Origin of the sequence: Algibacter ulvanivorans (assembly GCF_048381495.1) — a bacterium.
Classification (GTDB): domain Bacteria; phylum Bacteroidota; class Bacteroidia; order Flavobacteriales; family Flavobacteriaceae; genus Algibacter_B; species Algibacter_B ulvanivorans.
Map to the genome: position 1 here is coordinate 75,124 of NZ_JBLWGD010000004.1, position 17,765 is coordinate 92,888.

19 protein-coding genes and 1 tRNA gene are annotated in these 17,765 nt (G+C 31.2%); 9 read left to right on the forward strand and 11 right to left on the reverse strand.

Annotation, left to right across the window (positions count from 1 at the left end):
- Together ACNG5D_RS10800 and ACNG5D_RS10805 are read right to left on the reverse strand one after the other, a co-directional pair.
- Window positions 1-1,275, reverse strand: coding sequence for a ribonucleotide-diphosphate reductase subunit beta (locus tag ACNG5D_RS10800; RefSeq protein WP_418183535.1), 1,275 nt, complete (start codon window positions 1,273-1,275; stop codon window positions 1-3).
- Window positions 1,276-1,681: 406 nt separating this feature from the next.
- Complete coding sequence (locus ACNG5D_RS10805; RefSeq protein WP_418183536.1) at window positions 1,682-2,245, reverse strand: DUF3109 family protein; 564 nt, start codon at window positions 2,243-2,245, stop codon at window positions 1,682-1,684.
- Between the two features lie 98 nt (window positions 2,246-2,343).
- Here ACNG5D_RS10805 and ACNG5D_RS10810 point away from each other — a divergent pair, with 98 nt between their 5' ends.
- From ACNG5D_RS10810 to ACNG5D_RS10820, 3 genes are read left to right on the forward strand one after another with little or no spacing between them, the layout of a single operon-like run.
- Window positions 2,344-2,931, forward strand: coding sequence for a MarC family protein (locus ACNG5D_RS10810; RefSeq protein ID WP_418183537.1), 588 nt, complete (start codon window positions 2,344-2,346; stop codon window positions 2,929-2,931).
- Between the two features lie 19 nt (window positions 2,932-2,950).
- Complete coding sequence (locus ACNG5D_RS10815) at window positions 2,951-3,154, forward strand: hypothetical protein (protein ID WP_418183538.1); 204 nt, start codon at window positions 2,951-2,953, stop codon at window positions 3,152-3,154.
- A gap of 1 nt (window position 3,155) precedes the next feature.
- Entirely contained in the window at window positions 3,156-3,764 is a 609-nt protein-coding gene (locus ACNG5D_RS10820) for an FAD-dependent oxidoreductase (RefSeq protein WP_418183539.1), read from the forward strand.
- Here the strand turns inward: ACNG5D_RS10820 and ACNG5D_RS10825 are convergent.
- The 4 genes from ACNG5D_RS10825 to ACNG5D_RS10840 form a co-directional block, all read right to left on the reverse strand.
- Window positions 3,761-5,362 carry a S41 family peptidase gene (locus tag ACNG5D_RS10825; RefSeq protein ID WP_418183540.1) on the reverse strand — a complete coding sequence of 534 codons (1,602 nt, stop codon included), beginning with the start codon at window positions 5,360-5,362 and terminating at the stop codon, window positions 3,761-3,763. The genes ACNG5D_RS10820 and ACNG5D_RS10825 overlap by 4 nt on opposite strands.
- Window positions 5,362-5,793 (reverse strand): deoxycytidylate deaminase, encoded by a 432-nt coding sequence (locus ACNG5D_RS10830; protein ID WP_418183541.1) that lies wholly within the window; start codon window positions 5,791-5,793, stop codon window positions 5,362-5,364. The genes ACNG5D_RS10825 and ACNG5D_RS10830 overlap by 1 nt, the downstream gene beginning before the upstream one ends.
- Before the next feature lie 316 nt (window positions 5,794-6,109).
- Window positions 6,110-6,700, reverse strand: a complete 591-nt coding sequence (locus ACNG5D_RS10835) for a HupE/UreJ family protein (RefSeq protein ID WP_418183542.1) — start codon at window positions 6,698-6,700, stop codon at window positions 6,110-6,112.
- Between the two features lie 34 nt (window positions 6,701-6,734).
- Window positions 6,735-7,706 (reverse strand): NAD-dependent epimerase/dehydratase family protein, encoded by a 972-nt coding sequence (locus ACNG5D_RS10840; RefSeq protein WP_418183543.1) that lies wholly within the window; start codon window positions 7,704-7,706, stop codon window positions 6,735-6,737.
- A 158-nt stretch (window positions 7,707-7,864) separates the two neighbouring features.
- Between ACNG5D_RS10840 and ACNG5D_RS10845 the strand changes: the two genes are divergently transcribed.
- Window positions 7,865-8,383, forward strand: a complete 519-nt coding sequence (locus tag ACNG5D_RS10845; RefSeq protein ID WP_418183544.1) for a hypothetical protein — start codon at window positions 7,865-7,867, stop codon at window positions 8,381-8,383.
- Here ACNG5D_RS10845 and ACNG5D_RS10850 read toward each other — a convergent pair whose 3' ends face one another.
- Window positions 8,384-9,094 carry a hypothetical protein gene (locus tag ACNG5D_RS10850; RefSeq protein WP_418183545.1) on the reverse strand — a complete coding sequence of 237 codons (711 nt, stop codon included), beginning with the start codon at window positions 9,092-9,094 and terminating at the stop codon, window positions 8,384-8,386.
- Between the two features lie 182 nt (window positions 9,095-9,276).
- On the opposite strand from ACNG5D_RS10850, the gene ACNG5D_RS10855 reads away from it, so the two are divergent.
- Window positions 9,277-9,744 (forward strand): CBS domain-containing protein, encoded by a 468-nt coding sequence (locus tag ACNG5D_RS10855; RefSeq protein WP_418183546.1) that lies wholly within the window; start codon window positions 9,277-9,279, stop codon window positions 9,742-9,744.
- Window positions 9,745-9,798: 54 nt separating this feature from the next.
- Here ACNG5D_RS10855 and ACNG5D_RS10860 read toward each other — a convergent pair whose 3' ends face one another.
- From ACNG5D_RS10860 to ACNG5D_RS10875, 4 genes are all read right to left on the reverse strand, one after another.
- Window positions 9,799-10,491 carry a hypothetical protein gene (locus ACNG5D_RS10860; RefSeq protein WP_418183547.1) on the reverse strand — a complete coding sequence of 231 codons (693 nt, stop codon included), beginning with the start codon at window positions 10,489-10,491 and terminating at the stop codon, window positions 9,799-9,801.
- A gap of 73 nt (window positions 10,492-10,564) precedes the next feature.
- A complete protein-coding gene (locus ACNG5D_RS10865; protein ID WP_418183548.1) occupies window positions 10,565-10,912 on the reverse strand; it encodes a hypothetical protein in 348 nt (115 codons plus the stop codon).
- Window positions 10,913-11,311: 399 nt separating this feature from the next.
- A tRNA-Ala gene (locus ACNG5D_RS10870) sits at window positions 11,312-11,383 on the reverse strand.
- Window positions 11,384-11,430: 47 nt separating this feature from the next.
- Window positions 11,431-11,589, reverse strand: coding sequence for a hypothetical protein (locus tag ACNG5D_RS10875; protein ID WP_418183549.1), 159 nt, complete (start codon window positions 11,587-11,589; stop codon window positions 11,431-11,433).
- 194 nt (window positions 11,590-11,783) lie between these two features.
- Here ACNG5D_RS10875 and ACNG5D_RS10880 point away from each other — a divergent pair, with 194 nt between their 5' ends.
- From ACNG5D_RS10880 to ACNG5D_RS10895, 4 genes are all read left to right on the forward strand, one after another.
- Window positions 11,784-12,710 (forward strand): IS1595 family transposase, encoded by a 927-nt coding sequence (locus ACNG5D_RS10880; RefSeq protein ID WP_418183550.1) that lies wholly within the window; start codon window positions 11,784-11,786, stop codon window positions 12,708-12,710.
- Window positions 12,703-13,896: a RhuM family protein gene (gene rhuM, locus ACNG5D_RS10885; RefSeq protein WP_418183551.1), complete on the forward strand. Its 1,194-nt coding sequence runs from the start codon at window positions 12,703-12,705 to the stop codon at window positions 13,894-13,896. Before ACNG5D_RS10880 ends, rhuM begins: the two co-directional genes overlap by 8 nt.
- 399 nt (window positions 13,897-14,295) lie before the next feature.
- Window positions 14,296-14,628 carry a single-stranded DNA-binding protein gene (locus tag ACNG5D_RS10890; RefSeq protein WP_298493251.1) on the forward strand — a complete coding sequence of 111 codons (333 nt, stop codon included), beginning with the start codon at window positions 14,296-14,298 and terminating at the stop codon, window positions 14,626-14,628.
- Window positions 14,629-14,859: 231 nt separating this feature from the next.
- Window positions 14,860-17,457, forward strand: a complete 2,598-nt coding sequence (locus ACNG5D_RS10895; RefSeq protein ID WP_418183552.1) for a phosphoenolpyruvate carboxylase — start codon at window positions 14,860-14,862, stop codon at window positions 17,455-17,457.
- Window positions 17,458-17,765: the final 308 nt, after the last annotated feature.

The window sequence follows — 17,765 nt, forward strand, 5'->3', positions numbered from 1 at the left end:
TTAAAATAGGTCGTCGCTTGTTATACTTTTTGTTCTTTTACTATAGTTAATAGAACGCTTCACGAAGAAATCTCCATGTTTTGTTCCTATAATTTCATCATCAAACCATTCAGTTTGTTCAACCAATGATTCGTTAATTTCAAATACTTTATCAATTCCAATACTTTCTAAAGAATTATTGAATCTGTTTTTAATAAACTCGTTAATTACGTCTTTTGGTAAAAAATCTAATTCTCCAGCTTCAAAAATCCAATCAACAAGTTTGCTTTCAGATACAAATGCTTCTTCACATAAATCTTTCACTAAGTTGCTATGCTCTTCATCAAACCAAGTTGGGTTTTCTTTTTTTATGATTTTAATAACATCAATTCCAAAATCCCCATGGATTTGTTCTTCTTTAGAAGTAGCTTCAACAACATTTGAAACGCCTTTAAGCATGTTTTTATGCTTATTAAAAGCCATTATTATTAAAAATTGAGAAAATAATGACACGTGTTCTATAAAGAGAGAGAATAACAAAATAGACTCTGCATACTCTTTATTATCTTCACTTTTAGCATTCTTTAAAGCCGTTTCTAAATAATGAACACGTCTCATTATTACTGGCTTTTTCTTCAGGTTTTTAAACTCGTTATTTAAACCTAAAATCTCTAACAAGTGCGAATATGCATCTTGATGGCGTACTTCACTTTCTGCAAAAGTAGCACCTACAGATCCTATTTCTGGTTTTGGCATTTTATTATAAATCTCGCCCCAGAATGATTTTACTGCTACTTCAATTTGCGATATTGCAAGCATTGTATTTTTTATAGCGTTTTGCTCTACAACTGTAAGTCTTGTTTTAAAATCTTGAATATCACTTGTGAAATTAAATTCTGAATGAATCCAGTACGAATGTCTTATTGCATCTACATATTCGTTAAGCTCTGGATACTCGTAAGGTTTTAAGTTAATTCGTTTTTCAAAAATATTTGTTTTTCTGTTTCTTGCCTGTTCATCTCTGTATAAAATATATGCTTTTGCTACATCATGAAAAGCGCTCTCCATTAACTTCTCTTCAACAAGATCTTGTACTTCCTCTACCGTTGGCAAGTATTTATGATCTTTTCCTTTTCTCTTTAATAACGTTTGTAAAACATTTACAGATATAGTATTGGCATCTTCTTTGGTACCATTACCAACAGAAATCATTGCTTTTTCTATAGCATTAGAAATTTTATTTAAAACAAACGGGCTTGTTTCGTAATCTCTTTTAATAATTTCTTTAATTTCCATATTTTTTTAATTTAAAGACTAAAAGTCATTATAAAATTTAGTAGATACTTCTAAATTTCTTGAATAATTTCCGTAAAACGTGATATAATTTCCTTTAAAAAGGCGAAATGAAAAAAACATTATTTTATTGTCTGTTTTTATCGAATAAAAACGAAAATGCGTTCTGTTTTTCTTTCAACAAAGATTGCAAAATGATTAACACGAATTTAAGAACTCGCCGAAACCTTTTCAACAAGTTTTTAACAATTAAAAAATCTTCAACAAAAAATAATTTTACAAAAAAATATTTGTAAGTAATTGAAATTAAGAACATTACGAACAAAACACTAGGGTTTCAAAAGGAAACAAAATAAATATTTAACACCTCTTGAAAAGCCTTATTTTTACAGTACTTAAGCCTTATTTTTTATAAATTTTTGGCTACTTTTTCTAACTCTGTATACCAGGCTTCCCCAAATTTTCTTATGAGTGCTTCTTTTACAAATTTATATATGGGTACTTGCAATTCTTCTCCTAGACTACAAGCGACATCGCAAATTTGCCATTTATGATAATTTACAGCAGAAAACTCGCTATAATCTTGAACACGTATTGGGTATAAATGGCACGATATTGGTTTTTTCCAAGATACTTCGCCTTGGTTATAGGCTTCTTCAATAGCACAAAGCGCCACTTTATTTTCATCGAAAATAACATAAGCACAATCTGCGCCATTAATTAATGGTGTTTCTAGCTCGCCATCTTCAGTTGTAATAAATGTACCTTGAGCCTCGATAGCCTCTATACCTTCTTGACGCAAAAAAGGCTTTACTTTAGGGTATATTTCTTTTAAAATTTTAGTTTCGTCTGCTTCAAGCGGAGCGCCGGCATCGCCATCAATACAGCATGCACCTTTACATGCAGATATATTGCAAACAAAATCTTTTTTTATAATGTCTTCTGAAACAATGGTTTTACCTAATTGAAACATAAATATTTATATCTTGTAGAGCACAAAAATACTTAAAGTTTAGGTTTATTTAATTAATATAATAATCTACTTTTGCCAAAAATTAAAAACACAAAGTAATGCAGTTCAATTTTAAAGAAATTTTTACAGCTTTTATGGTATTATTTGCCGTTATTGATATTATTGGAAATATTCCTATTGTTATTGATTTAAGAAAAAAAGCGGGACACATACAAAGTGAAAAAGCTTCAATAATTGCAGGGGTAATTTTAATTATTTTTTTGTTTTTAGGGAAAAGCATTTTAAATCTTATTGGTATTGATGTTAACTCGTTTGCTGTTGCTGGTGCTTTTATATTATTTTTTATTGCTTTAGAAATGATTTTAGGTATTACATTATACAAAGAAGATGAAAACAGCTCTATGACAGCTACTGTTTTCCCTTTGGCATTCCCATTAATTGCTGGGCCTGGAAGTTTAACTACTTTGTTATCTTTAAGAGCCGAATTTAACACCGAAAATATTATTGTTGCTGTTTTATTAAATGTTATTATTATTTATATAGTACTTAAAACATCTGCAAAAATTGAACGCTTTTTAGGAGCTAACGGCATTAATATTATTAGAAAAGTTTTTGGTGTTATTCTATTAGCCATTGCTGTAAAATTATTTGCTCACAATATAAAAGCATTGTTTGGCATTGTGTAAATAAAAACGATAAAAAACCATGAAAATTTTCACCTTAGTACTTAGTATAATAGCCTTAGGCTTGCTTATTTTTAATGTTACACAAATTAATTTTGATGCACCTTTTAAAGGCGATAGCATTATAGCTTTAATTACCATTGTAGCTTCGCTTTGCGTTATTGTAATGATGGCTATTTTAAGAACCTCAAAAAAAATAGAACAAAAAATAAAAGAACGCAAATAACATGTTTGATGCTTTAATAATTGGTGGTGGTGCTGCAGGTATGTCTTGCGCTTTGGTTTTAGGTTCTGCAAAACCTAAAGCTTTTGCAACCAACAAAACTATTGGGATAATTACACACCAAAAAACATCGCATTTACAAACGGCTTTATTTAACAATGTTTTAGGCTTAACGCCAGGAACTACTGGTGCCTCTATTCTAGAAAATGGAAAAAAACAGTTAGCTCATTTATACCCTCATGTTAACCAAATTGATAACGAAAAAGTTTTAGAAATTACCAAAAACAACACTTACTTTACCGTTAAAACAAATAAAAACACTTACCAATCTGTAATTGTAGTTATTGCTGTAGGGTATACTAATTTAATGACTATTAATGGCTTAAACCAATATATTGAACCACACCCAAGGGCTGCTACAGAGAAAAATAGGATTTGGCTTAAAAACTCCAATCATCTTATTGAAAAGCATTTGTATGTTGCTGGCACTTTGGCTGGTTGGCGTAGCCAATTTGCTATAGCTTCTGGTAGCGGTGCGCATGTGGCTACCGATATTTTAACACTTTGGAACAACGGAAAACACTCCAAAGTGCATGATAAGATTGAGGTTTAATCTAACTTTGTTTTATTATCACTTAATTTAATAACCTCATCAATCATAATATCGCGTTGGTTATAAACCTCCTCGAAAGCGCCTGCTCCAAAAAGCTGATCGGCTAACGTGGCTTTTATGTATTGCTTTACCTCATCATGGTAAGCTACAAATGTAACTTTAGAGTCGGTTCTTAGATTTAAATAATCTTGAAATGCAAATACTAAATCGTCTCCCACATTAAAATTATCTATAAAATCTTGTCTAGATTCCTCATCATAAAAATGTCGGTCTTTTTCTAATTCTTCAAACACAAAATTTCCAAAAAAACCACGACGTAGTAAAAAGGATAATGTTTCGTTATGCATGCTATTATCAATTGGCACAAAAACATCTGGAATAATACCGCCACCACCATAAACTACTTTGCCTTTTGGTGTTGTAAATTTTAAAGAATCATCAACTTTTATGTTTTCTGGGTCTAGAAGTTCTCCGCTATCTAACCTATCGAAATACTCATCGTAATAATCTCTATTTCCGTTAGTATATGGGCGTTGTATAGACCGTCCTGTTGGTGTATAATAACGAGATACTGTTAACCTTACTGCGCTACCATCGCCCAAATCCATTTCGCGCTGTACAAGTCCTTTACCATAGCTTCTGCGCCCTACTATTGTTCCTTTATCATTATCTTGCAAGGCTCCTGCAACAATTTCGCTTGCCGATGCCGAATTCTCATCAATAAGCACGTACACTTTACCACTTTCAAAATCGCCTTTATTTGTTGCATATTTCTCTTCAATATCTCCTCTTTTATTTTTTGTAAATAAAATAAGCTTGTCATCTTCTAAAAACTCATCGGCTATTTGTTCTGCGATATGCAAAAATCCTCCTGGGTTATCGCGTAAATCTAAAACCATTTCTGTAGCTCCTAAAGCTTGTAGTTTTTCTAATCCTGCTTTAAATTCTTTATAAGTAGATTCGGCAAAACGGTTTATTTTTATATACCCCAATTTTTCGGTTAGCATGTAAGATGCATCAACACTTTTAATAGGTATATTGGCTCGTTTTACTGTAAAATCTAGCAGTTCTGGTTCTCCTTTTCGATATACTTTTAAGTTTACTTTAGAGTTTATGGTGCCTTTTAGTTTTTTTACAATTTCTCCGTCTTCTAGGTGACTACCAAATAGCGAGTCGCCATTAGCCATAATTATTCTGTCGCCGCCTTTAATTCCGGCTTTTGCACTTGGGCCATTTTCTATTGCTCGAATTACAGCTATGGTATCTTTATAGGTATAAAAACTTACGCCTATACCAACAAAATCGCCTTTTAGCTCTTCGGCTGTTCGAGCCATATCTTCTTTTGGAATGTAAACCGAGTGTGGGTCTAGGTTTTCTAGTATACCATTTACAGTTACATCTACAATGCTATCGGTATCAATATCATCAACATAATCGTACTCTATATAATCTATAAGTCTGTTAAGTTTATCTTTTTTACTGTTTGTTGAAAATAAACGGCTTGAGGAATCGTTAAAGTTTAACTTTCCGCCAATAAAAATACCTGTTGCTATGGCAACACCTAAAAATAGAGGTAAATATTTTTTTTGAATAGACATTATGCTTTTAAATCTTCTATTTGTTCTAGTTCTATTCCTGCTTTTTCAAGAAATTTTAGCCCAGAATTATCTTTATATGCTTCGTTATAAACGACTTTAACAATGCCTGCTTGATGTATTAATTTACTACACTCTTTACAAGGCGACATGGTTATGTATAACGTTGCGCCTTTACACGATTGTGTTGATGCTGCTACTTTTAATATGGCATTGGCCTCGGCATGTAATACGTACCATTTGGTGTAACCTTCGTCGTCTTCGCAAAAATTCTCGAAACCCGATGGTGTGCCATTATAACCGTCTGATATTATCATTCTATCTTTTACAATAATAGCGCCTACTTGACGGCGTTTACAATATGATAATTTTCCCCATTCTTGGGCTATTCTTAAATAGGCTTTATCGTACTTAAGTTGTTTATTTTTTGGCATTAATTTGTTTTATTTGGGCGTTACCCTCATTTTAAACTTAACGTATTATTGTAACGTTATTGTTATTCGGGTCTGGCTATTCGCTATATCTTTTGCTAAAAAAAAGCAAAAGGATGCCGCTTCTATCCATAACGCAGACTTTATAACGAATATAGTTAGTAACTATTTTAATTACAACGTCTATTCGTTAAAGTTTTACGAAAGTTTAATTTGTGTTGTGCTTTTGCGTTAGGGATTGAACGGTGTGTTTGAGCTCGCCGACGGTAGGAGGCAGCGAGTAGTGAAAGCCCGACCCTTGTGGTAACGCTCTAATATTCTAGGCTAAAAAGTCGCTATTTAAAATCATTGGAATTACTAAACCTACTACAATTGCCGATATTACCATAATCCAATCGCGTTTACTAAACCTAAAAATGGTTTGCACTATATAGCCTAAAAAGAGTACTACAAATACAATAATTACTTGTGCTAGCTCTATACCTAAGGCAAATTCTAGAAGCAATATTAGTTTGTTGTCGGTATCGCTTAATAGTATTTGAAACTCGCGAGCAAAACCTAAGCCGTGTACTAAACCAAAAAATAAGGTAGATAAAAAGAGTACGCCTACTTTTTCGCGCTGGGCACCTTTACCCGAGGTAAATACATTAAACAGCGCTACTACTAAAATGGTTATTGGTATTAAAAATTCTACTATTGTTGCGTTTACAGATACTACGCTATAGGCTGCTAATACTAAGGACAGGGTATGCCCGAGTGTAAACATAGAAACTAGCAGTAATACACGTTTCCAGTCTTTAAAAACGTATGGTACGGTTAAAACGATAAGAAATAAAACGTGGTCGTAGGCGTTAATATCAAGTACATGATTAATTCCGTATTCTACATTAAACCAAAAATTTTCTAGCATAGTAATTAAGATTTAGGGTACCTCAAAGATACAATTATTGTGGTGTTTTTGAAATAGTATTGTTTTTTTTACCTAATTGAAATAGCATTTCTTCTGTTATATCTTCTAACAGGAATGTGTGTTTCCATTTCCAGTCTTGTCTAGCATAAGAATCGTTAATGCTTTTTGGCCAACTATTGGCTATATTTTGCCTGTAATCTGGTTTGTATGTTATTTGAAAGTCTGGAATATGATTTTTTATTGATTTTGCTATTTCGTTGGGTGTAAAACTAATGGCTGCCAGGTTGTACGATGACCTAATTTTAATGGCATTGCTATTAGCCTGCATTATACTTATGGTGGCTTTTATGGCATCGTCCATAAACATCATTGGTAATTTGGTGTCTGGCTTTAAAAAACATTGGTATGTTTTTGTTTTTATTGCTTCGTGATAAATTTCTACAGCATAATCTGTCGTGCCTCCTCCTGGTAATGTTTTCCAGCTTATAATACCTGGATACCTTATGCTTCTTACATCTACATTGTATGTATTAAAATAATACTCGCACCAACGCTCGCCTACTTGCTTTGTTATACCGTATACGGTTGATGGCTCCATGGTTGTATATTGTGGTGTATAGTTTGTTGGTGTTGTGGGACCAAAAACAGCAATACTTGATGGCCAAAATATTTTTTTTATAATCTTATCTTTAGCTAAATTAAGCACATGAAATAAAGAATTCATATTTAAATTCCATGCTTTTTCTGGGTGCTTCTCGCCTGTTGCACTTAACATGGCTGCCATTAAATACACCGTATCTATTTGGTGCTTTTCTATACAGTTTTTTACACTTGTATAGTTTTGAGCATCGACAATTTCAAAAATACCTGTTTTAGATATTTCTACGTTACCTGCATTAATATCGGAAGCAATAACATTTTCGTTACCAAATAAGTGCCGTAGTTTAAATGTTAATTCTGAACCAATTTGCCCGCAAGCACCTATAATTAATATTTTTGAGCTCATTAAATTGCTTTGATATAAGAATATATCAAAAATAATAAGTTTTTAATGATAATAATGTATTTTTAAAATGAAATATTATTGATTTTCATTATTCTATAATTCTAAAAAATTAAACCTTTACTATATATTTGTATTACATCATTTTTAAATGACATAAAATGCACTTTAAATATTTAATTTTTTTTAGCGTTTTACTTGCGTTTACTTCTTGTAAGCAATCGCAAGATGAAACTAAAGAGTCTCTAACCCAACAAAACAAAACCCAAGATATTACAGAGCAAGATATAGCTACGCTTAAATATGTTGAATACATTTTAGACTCTAAAACCAACAACATTGTAAAAGATTGGCCAGAATACACCCAACTAGAAGAGGTTATTACTAATGTAAAAAAAGGCGACTTATCCTATTTTATTGATAACGAAAAAGTTACAAAACTACTTGTAAAAGAATTAAAACAAAACATTCCTAGAGAGCTTAATTCTGAGTCTATTTTATCTAGAATTTTAGTTTTAGAAACAAAACTATTTCAGCTTGAAAGTTTATCTAATTTAACAACCACTACAAAAGAAGAATTGCTTGAAAACATTAAGGCTTTTTTAGTTTCGTTTTCTAATTTAAGCTTTCAGATGAATAAAAAAATTGAGTTTGATAACCGATCTATTGAAAAACCTTAGTTAATTTTTAGACGTATTTACATCGGTTAAAGCTTGCTTTTGCCTTAATAATTCGTTTTTTGTAATTTTAATTAAATTAAAATTAGGCGCTTCTTTTAAAGTTTCGTCTAAAAGATTAATAGCAGAATCTATATTTACCTTTTTATCTTTACTATAATTAGATATTGCATTTAAATACATAAATGCCGCTTTTAAAGGAACTTCGTATGGAGTTTGCGTTTCGTAAAATGCTTTTTTATCTTCGGGCTTAGCATTTGCCAAACCGTAAGCTATATGTTTATCGGCTTGAATTAAGTTTTGAGTTTGCATATTAAGATCTGACAATTCGTAAGCTATTACAGCATTGGGCCTTCTTTTAAACATCTCTTCAAAATGTGCTATTGCTAATTTAGGCTGATTAACAGACTTTAATGCAATGGCTTTAACCTCTACTGCAATATCAGAATCTGAAGCATCTTGCTCAATACCAATGGTGTTAAGTGCTTGCATAAACTTATTTTCGCTCATATAGATGTAAGCCAATGTATCTTTTCTTGCATCTGAAGGTGCTAAAATATTTAAATGCGTTATGGCATTAATTATACCTTGCGTATCTCCTTGAGCCTTCATTTGTTTATAATACGCCTCGTAATGTTTTAGTAATTCTGTATTACTTTGCGCATTAACCAAAAAGGTTAACATCATTAAAACTAGTCCTGCTATAATTCTCATTGTCTTTATTTTATTTTTTAACGGGTTAAATCTATAAAATTCGTACTTAAAACCCTTAAATATTATTACTTAAAGTTTTAAAACTACATAAATATTGGTATTATACCATTTTACCAGTACAATAAATTTTTAGGAAATAAAAAAAATATTAAGTATATTTAGAATTACAAAAATTTACAACTATGGCAATAAAAAGTTTTCAAGGCGCAAGAAGACAACAAGGAAATGACACCAATAATATTCCTTTTTCTGTAAGTGATTATATGACTAAGGACTTAATAACTTTTACGCCCGACCAAACTATTGAAAGTGTAATGCAATCTTTAATAAAAAATAGTATTTCTGGTGGTCCCGTTGTTAATGACGATAGCGAGTTAATTGGTATAATTTCTGAAAGCGATTGTATAAAACAAATTAGCGAAAGTCGTTATTACAATATGCCAATGCAAGATGCTACCATTGAAAAATACTTTACAAAAGATGTTGATACTATAGACTCGAACATGAATATATTTGATGCTGCCAGCATGTTTGTACAAACGCACAGACGCCGTTTTCCTGTTGTAGAAAATGGCAAACTAGTTGGACAAATAAGCCAAAACGACGTGCTTAAAGCTGCTATGCAATTAAAAGGACAAAACTGGAAATAAAATCTATTATTTACTTTAAAAAAAAGCTTTTAGTAAAATTATACTAAAAGCTTTTTATACTCTACCGTGTTTTGGTTTTAAGGCTTTTGGGCTATCGGTTATTAATATTTTATCTTTTCCTTTTGCTGTTACCGTAGCAATACTAGAATAATTATAATCTTTTACAGGATTATCTAATTTTTGCCATTTAATATAGCCAGCAACTGTAATACGTTCGCCAATTTCCACAATAGCTTCTTTATAACGTAGCTGCCTATTAAAACCTAATAAATTATCTGTTTTTATATGGTAAGATTTTAATAAGGTTTCAAATTCTGGAGTTAGCGCTTTAAACAGCCCTGAGCTTGTTTTCTTATCGGTTACCAAATAGGCATAATAATTTTTAGGCGCATTTGTTGGCAACACCACAACAAGCTCTCCAGTTTGTTCTATAAAAAAATCTTGAATTTGCTCTTCTTGCACAATAGTTTTCCAATGCGAGTTTTTACCAGAGCTAACTTTTTTCTGTATTTGCATTTTATAAAACACACACTCTCGCTTACTTAATGGTGCCACTAAAGGTGTTTTTATATTTAAAGCTTTACCTTCTATTTTAGAATAGGTTTTCGTTTTTAAACTCCCAACACGTTGCGACGGTAAGTTTTTTAATCGTCTTAAAATAATTGTTTTAGGGCTATAGTAGTAAATTAAATACGCTAATAAAACAAAACAACTTATAGCAACAACAATAATAATGGGTGTACTCATTTTATAAAATAAAAACAATTAATTAGATTATATTTAATAGGTATAAAAGCAAACCTAAAAGTTACAAAAAAAACTACTCTCGCTTAACAAGTGCATAATAATCGCCATCTAGAGGCAGGTAGCCTTGATCATAAACAAAATAATAAACAGTTCCTGCCTTTGTAGTATATATACTTGTAAAATAATTAAAATCGAAACCGTTTTGAATGAGTTTAGTTCTTGTAGTCTTCGTTTTTTGTTTAGGGTTTAAGGTTTCTAATATTCTCCAGTTTTTTCTAAGGCGATTATTTATATTTCTAATTAAGTTTTTAGAATCTTTATTAATCGTATTATTATAAGCATTTCTGCAATAATCGCTACAGAATTTTTTATCGCTTCTGCCTACTAATTTTTCACTACACTCTAAACAAACCCTTGCCATGTTATTAATTTACTATAAATATATACATTTTTATTTTAATATGTTTACTTATAAAATAGGGAACTATATACCTGTTTACACTTATCAACAAAGGACTTAAAAAGATGTAGTCATTTGTAGTCGGAGTGAAAAAGAGTGAAAACTTAAGATTGAGTTTAAGAGTAGAAAAGTAGATTATTAAATAAAACTGAATTGTGAGTATTTAGAAATAAAATAGTGTTATTCGTGAAGTTTATTAGAGAATTATTTAAGAATTGCGCTTTTTGGTTAAAATAATCGTAAAAATTGTGGAAAATTCATCGAATTTAACAGTTGTTAGGATTGTTTTATTAAAATTTTTCTTTAATTTGTGTAAACAAAACATAAAAAGGAATGAAATTTGATTCCATTCCTTTGTTGAGACACCGCTGGGAGTCGAACCCAAAACACAGACTTGCAAGAACTGTTCTCTGACCCTAGAGTTACGGTGTCAATACTTATTAAAACAAAGCCTTCCAAATGGGAGGCTTTGTTGTTTTTTATAACGCATAGTTATCATTTTCTTTTAGGTAATTTATAGCTACTGTTTCCAACATATTGGAAAAGTTACGGTTCTCTTCTACAGCTAAACGCTCTAGTCTTTCGACTATTTCTGAACGCAAAGTAATTGTCTTTTTTTCGGTAATAGATTTCGCCATAATTATTTGTTTTTTAGTTAACAGTTTTAAGTAAGGTAAAGATAATTAAAGTATGCATTAGGATTACTAAGTAATCTTTAACCTTATCAACAAGTTTTTAACAATGAGGAATATTGATTTAGAACTTAATTACACTAAAATATTAGGTTTAGTGTAATTAAAGTATTATCTTTGATTAAGCAAACAATAAGACCATGTTTAACAAAGAAGTAAAATCAGTTTTAGACTTAATTCAGGCCTTTCCAACTCAACAAGATTGCATAGAGCATTTAGAGTTATTACGTTGGAATGGTAACGTTGTAAGTCCGTTTGATACTACTTCTAAAGTATATAATTGTAAAGGCAATAAGTACAAATGTAAAAATACAGGAAAATACTTCAATGTAAAAACGAATACGATATTTGATAACACTAAAATTGATTTACAAAAATGGTTTCTTGCAATTTGGTTGGTTACTTCTCATAAAAAAGGAATTTCATCTTTACAATTAGGTCGTGATTTAGGTATTACTCAAAAATCAGCGTGGTTTATGTTGCAAAGAATTAGAAACTGTTTTGGTTTAAATGATGATAACAAAGAAAAGTTACAAGGTGAAGTTGAAATTGACGAAACTTATGTAGGCGGTAAGGCTAAAAATAGAAGTATGAAAATAAGAGCCGATAAGTCGGAAGAGACAAAAGAAAAATATAAAAAATCAGCGGTTTTAGGAATGATTCAAAGAGGTGGTGATGTAAGAGCAATGCACGTTGAAAATGCTTCTGAAATGTCATTATTACCGCCTTTAGTAAATAACATTTCTTTTGGCTCTACTGTGTATTCAGATGAACTAACTTCTTATAGTAAATTAGAGCGTGTTTACGACCATAAAGCAGTTAAACATAGTAGAAGTGAATATGTGAGAGGTCGTGTATCTACAAACTCAATAGAGAGTTTCTGGGCATTGTTAAAACGTGGTATTTATGGAATATATCATTTCACATCTAAAAAACATTTACAAATGTACGTTGATGAATTTGTATTTAGATACAACACTAGAAAAAGTACTGAAAGTGATAGATTTAATTTACTTTTGAATAATATAGAGAATAGAATAACTTATAAAGAATTAATCAATGGATAAGTTAGATAAAAAAGATTTTCTTTTTTACAGATCACCCGAAACGGGTCAAGTAGTAGTTAGAGTAGCATTGAAAGATGATACTATATGGGCAACTCAAAAAGGGATGGCTATTATTTTCAATACTACAAAACAAAATGTAAGCAAGCATTTAAAAAAGATTTTTGATGAAGGCGAACTGATTGAAGATTCAGTTGTCAACCATTGGTTGACAACTGGTCCTGATGGTAAGGATTACAAGACTTCTGTATATAATTTAGATGTCATAATATCCTTAGGTTATAGAGTTCGTTCTTATGAAGCTACTCAATTCAGAATTTGGGCTACATCTATTTTAAAAGAGTACATGGTTAAAGGCTTTGTATTGGATGATGATAGATTAAAGCAAGCAAAAGTAATGTTTGGTAAAGACTATTTCGACGAATTACTAGCTAGAATCCGTGAAATACGAACATCTGAAAGAAGATTTTATCAAAAAATCACAGATCTATATAAAGACGCTAGTATAGATTACGATAAAGATGCACCTGCAACTAGGAAGTTTTATAAAATTGTGCAAAACAAACTTTTATATGCTGTTACTGGCATGACTGCGGCTGAACTTATAAATGATAGAGTAGATTCTAGTAAAAAAGACATGGGCTTAATGAGTTGGAGTAATCAAAAAACTGGAGGTAAAATTTACTCTACCGATATAACTGTTTCAAAGAATTACCTAGATAAAAAAGAATTAAGCGAATTACAAAGAGTTGTTACCATGTTTTTAGATTACGCAGAAAACTTAGTTGCTAGAGAAATAACTCTTACTATGAAAGAGTGGGTAAAAACACTTGATGAGTTTTTATCATTTAATAAGTATAAGTCTTTAACCGATGCAGGAAAGGTGAAAAAAGCTTTTGCTGACAGTATCGCTAAAAGAGAGTATCAGGTTTTTAGAATTGAACAAGATAAAAATTACGTATCAGATTTTGATAAAACAATGCTTCAAGTTAAAATGACTGGATCATTGCCTAAGTCGAGATTTGAAACTTTTGAAATTGAGGATGCTGAAATAATTGAAGATAAACCATTGTCAGATTTCAACGAAAAACTAAAACAAGGATTAAATTACGACCCAAAAGAAGAACGAACTTCTGCTTTAAGTTTAAAGAGCATAAAGAAACGTAAAGACGATAAAAATAAAAAATAAATACACTCAGTATCGGCTGTTTAGTTAAGGGGATAACGTCATGAAAGCAAGGGGCGTACATTAACAAGTGTAGTATGTTCATTTACATTAAAGATTTAACTCTGGCGGAATTAACCGTTCTAGCAAGATGCACACAAATATTCTGATATTGTGGGGTTAAATACTTTCCTTAAAAAAAGCACATCTTCTTCGTGCGACATAAAACTTTTCTTTTTGGTGTAAACTTGTATGTAGTTCCCATAAAATATAATATATAAAGCGATTTAAACGACTACAATTGTTTACAAACGAACACAAACGTTTACTAACCGATTAAAATAATAAAAGTATTACACCTTTGCGGTGTCGAAACATAGAAACTCGATAGTATTAACTGTTTAACGAAAAAAATTTAAAATTATGAGCACACTTAGAAACAAAGTACAGTTGATTGGTAACTTAGGCAACGATCCTGAAATAATCAATCTAGAATCGGGAAAAACTTTAGCAAAATTCAATATTGCAACAAACGAAAGCTACACCAATAATAAAGGTGAAAAAATAACAGACACACAATGGCACAATATTGTGGCTTGGGGCAAAACAGCTCAAATAATAGAAAAATATGTAACAAAAGGTAAAGAAATTGCTATTGAAGGCAAGCTAACATCTAGAAGTTATGATGATAAAGATGGCAATAAACGCTATATAACAGAAATTGTTTGTAATGAATTATTAATGTTAGGAAAATAACAAACTACGTTATTTTTTTAAAGGGCAAAACATAAATTTTGCCCTTTTTATATTCAAACCTAATATTTTTATGCTAAAACAAATTGTAAAGATTACTATTAATTATCTTTTTTTTTTAATTATTCATAATCTAAATTCAACTATGTAAAAATATCAATAAATCTTTTTTAACTATGCGCTCTTTAGTGTTTGCTTCACTATTTTTATGGTTAATTTTCAACAGAAAGATATATGTCCGTAGAGCCAAAATTAACAAGATTCAATCAAAATGTTTTATCAAAGTATCAGATATACAATAGTATATTCATGACTTTACCTTTTGATGCTGTAACAAAAACAGGAGTACTCCTTCCTTTATTTCATGAAACCTGCGAAAAAGGATTTAAAAAAGGGGATGACCCAACAACTATTGTTGAAACATTTTTTAAAAAATACCAAGCTCGAAGAAATAAAGAAAGCCAAATAAACTTACTATTTAGGTTTATTCAATATATAGAGCGTCAAGTGGTATTATTTGATGCTATTGAAGATGCAGCCTTTCCTGTTGTAAATAACATGGAAGGCGTAGGAACACTTAGAAATTTAAAAGGAACTGCAACCTCTGAAGGCAACCTAGAAGCTTTAAAAAAATATTTAGACGAATTTAAAGTACGTATTGTTTTAACAGCACACCCAACACAATTTTACCCTGGCTCGGTATTAGGTATTATAACCAACCTAACTAAAGCCATAAAAGAAAACAACCTATCTGAAATAAATAACTTATTTGGACAATTAGGAAAAACTCCCTTCTTTAAACACCAAAAACCAACACCTTATGATGAGGCTAAAAGTTTAATATGGTATCTAGAAAACGTTTTTTATAAAACCTTTGGGTCTATTTACAACTACATCCAAACTAGTATTTATGACGATGGTAAAAAACACAACGAAGTAACAAACATAGGATTTTGGCCTGGTGGTGATCGCGACGGAAACCCTTTTGTAAAGCCAGATACCACTTTAAAAGTTGCAAAAAAATTAAAACAATCAATTCATAAAAAATATTATGAAGATTTACGAGATTTAAGAAAAAAGCTAACTTTTAGAGGGGTTGAAGAGCGCATTATACGCTTAGAAACCATGTTTTATAACTATAGTACAAACCAAAATCGCGAAAATGAAGACGTTATGTCTTCTCGAGAATTTATTAAAGAACTCCTTAGCATAAGAGATGTTATAGTACACGAACACCAATCCTTATACGTTAGCGATCTTAACAGCCTAATAAACAGGGTTCACTTATTTGGCTACAGCTTTGCCTCTTTAGATATAAGACAAGATAGTAGAATACATCATAGCGTTTTTACAACTGTTATTGATAGTTTAATGGCTACAGGAAAATCTTCTTTCCCAAACAATTATCATGAATTATCTGAAAGTGAACAAATAAAAATATTAGCTAAAGCTACTGATGATATTCCAGATTTAGATGCCTTTGAAGATGAAATGGTTAGAAACACACTAAAAACCATTGCTATAATTAAAGACATACAAAAAAGTAATGGAGAGCGTGGAGCTAACAGATACATAATAAGTAACAACCAAACCGCACTTAACGTTATGCAACTATTTGCTATGTTAAGAATGGTTGCTTTTAAAGATGAATTAACCGTAGATGTAGCACCTCTTTTTGAAACCATACCAGATTTAGAAAATGCTCCTGGAGTTATGGAACAACTTTATACCAACCCAGAATACATGGCACACCTTAGAGCTCGAGGAAGCAAGCAACATATTATGCTTGGTTTTTCAGACGGCACAAAAGATGGCGGCTATCTAATGGCCAACTGGGGTATTTACAAAGCCAAAGAGCTGCTTACAGAAATGTCTAGAAAATATGATATTACGGCCATATTTTTTGATGGTCGTGGAGGGCCACCAGCGCGAGGCGGAGGGAAAACACACCAATTCTACTCATCTTTAGGTCCAACAATTGAAGACAAAGAAGTACAATTAACCATCCAAGGGCAAACTATAAGTTCTAATTTTGGAACCTTAGATTCTGCACAGTTTAACCTAGAACAACTTATAAGTTCTGGTATAAAGAACAGGATTGATGGCGAAAAAAATAAAATGTCTGATACAGATAGAACTGTAATGACAGATTTAGCCGAAACTAGCTACCAAACTTATAAAGACTTTAAAAGTCACGACATGTTTATACCATATCTGGAACGCATGAGTACTTTAAAGTTTTATGCCAAAACAAATATTGGAAGCAGACCATCAAAACGAGGCACATCAAACAAATTAGTATTTTCAGATTTAAGAGCCATTCCTTTTGTTGGGTCTTGGAGCCAGTTAAAACAAAACGTTCCTGGTTTTTATGGTGTTGGTACCGCTCTTAAAAAATATGAAGATAATGGTGAGTTTGATAAAGTTGAAGCTTTATACAACAACTCTAAGTTTTTTAGAACTTTATTAGAAAACAGTATGATGTCTTTAACTAAATCGTTCTTCGATTTAACAAAATACATGTCTAAAGACGAAGAGTTTGGTGGTTTTTGGAACATTATTCATGAAGAGTATTTAACTACAAAAAGACTACTTTTAAAACTTACAGGCTATAAAGAACTAATGGAAAACGAACCTTCTGGTAGAGCCTCAATACAAGTTAGAGAATCTATTGTGTTGCCATTGCTTACTATACAACAGTTTGCTCTTAAAAAGCTTCAAGATTTAGAAAGGCAAGGTGTTGCTGCCGATGATCCTGATAAAATAATTTACGAGAAAATAGTTACTCGTTCTTTATTTGGTAATATTAATGCGAGTAGAAACTCGGCATAAATTTATTTAAAACCTTATTTAAACAAAAAGGCCTTTGTAATTATTACGAAGGCTTTTTATTTATGGATTATAATCTATTAGATATAGTGAAATTAATTTTTTAAATATAATATACTTTAAAAGTTATAACATGTTAAATATTATGCCACCACCTTAGCCAAATAAATTTGATATAAATAAATTAAACAGAGCTTTTGCAAAAACAAGAAAAACCTGCAATTTTACAACTATATAGGTAAACACTTCTGCGTTAGGGATTGCAGCGGTATCCTTTTTTTGCTGCCATAAATGGCAAAAAAAGATATAGT

What these genes read in the sequence shown, in the direction of transcription:
- ACNG5D_RS10850 (WP_418183545.1), bottom strand. Translation starts at nt 9,094, where the DNA reads ATGAGAATTATAGCAGGACTAGTTTTAATGATGTTAACCTTTTTGGTT.
- ACNG5D_RS10800 (WP_418183535.1), bottom strand. Translation starts at nt 1,275, where the DNA reads ATGGAAATTAAAGAAATTATTAAAAGAGATTACGAAACAAGCCCGTTT.
- ACNG5D_RS10815 (WP_418183538.1), top strand. Translation starts at nt 2,951, where the DNA reads ATGAAAATTTTCACCTTAGTACTTAGTATAATAGCCTTAGGCTTGCTT.
- ACNG5D_RS10810 (WP_418183537.1), top strand. Translation starts at nt 2,344, where the DNA reads ATGCAGTTCAATTTTAAAGAAATTTTTACAGCTTTTATGGTATTATTT.
- ACNG5D_RS10845 (WP_418183544.1), top strand. Translation starts at nt 7,865, where the DNA reads ATGCACTTTAAATATTTAATTTTTTTTAGCGTTTTACTTGCGTTTACT.
- ACNG5D_RS10860 (WP_418183547.1), bottom strand. Translation starts at nt 10,491, where the DNA reads ATGAGTACACCCATTATTATTGTTGTTGCTATAAGTTGTTTTGTTTTA.
- ACNG5D_RS10880 (WP_418183550.1), top strand. Translation starts at nt 11,784, where the DNA reads ATGTTTAACAAAGAAGTAAAATCAGTTTTAGACTTAATTCAGGCCTTT.
- ACNG5D_RS10855 (WP_418183546.1), top strand. Translation starts at nt 9,277, where the DNA reads ATGGCAATAAAAAGTTTTCAAGGCGCAAGAAGACAACAAGGAAATGAC.
- ACNG5D_RS10820 (WP_418183539.1), top strand. Translation starts at nt 3,156, where the DNA reads ATGTTTGATGCTTTAATAATTGGTGGTGGTGCTGCAGGTATGTCTTGC.
- ACNG5D_RS10805 (WP_418183536.1), bottom strand. Translation starts at nt 2,245, where the DNA reads ATGTTTCAATTAGGTAAAACCATTGTTTCAGAAGACATTATAAAAAAA.
- ACNG5D_RS10865 (WP_418183548.1), bottom strand. Translation starts at nt 10,912, where the DNA reads ATGGCAAGGGTTTGTTTAGAGTGTAGTGAAAAATTAGTAGGCAGAAGC.
- ACNG5D_RS10895 (WP_418183552.1), top strand. Translation starts at nt 14,860, where the DNA reads ATGTCCGTAGAGCCAAAATTAACAAGATTCAATCAAAATGTTTTATCA.
- ACNG5D_RS10840 (WP_418183543.1), bottom strand. Translation starts at nt 7,706, where the DNA reads ATGAGCTCAAAAATATTAATTATAGGTGCTTGCGGGCAAATTGGTTCA.
- ACNG5D_RS10835 (WP_418183542.1), bottom strand. Translation starts at nt 6,700, where the DNA reads ATGCTAGAAAATTTTTGGTTTAATGTAGAATACGGAATTAATCATGTA.
- ACNG5D_RS10890 (WP_298493251.1), top strand. Translation starts at nt 14,296, where the DNA reads ATGAGCACACTTAGAAACAAAGTACAGTTGATTGGTAACTTAGGCAAC.
- ACNG5D_RS10875 (WP_418183549.1), bottom strand. Translation starts at nt 11,589, where the DNA reads ATGGCGAAATCTATTACCGAAAAAAAGACAATTACTTTGCGTTCAGAA.
- ACNG5D_RS10830 (WP_418183541.1), bottom strand. Translation starts at nt 5,793, where the DNA reads ATGCCAAAAAATAAACAACTTAAGTACGATAAAGCCTATTTAAGAATA.
- ACNG5D_RS10825 (WP_418183540.1), bottom strand. Translation starts at nt 5,362, where the DNA reads ATGTCTATTCAAAAAAAATATTTACCTCTATTTTTAGGTGTTGCCATA.
- rhuM (WP_418183551.1), top strand. Translation starts at nt 12,703, where the DNA reads ATGGATAAGTTAGATAAAAAAGATTTTCTTTTTTACAGATCACCCGAA.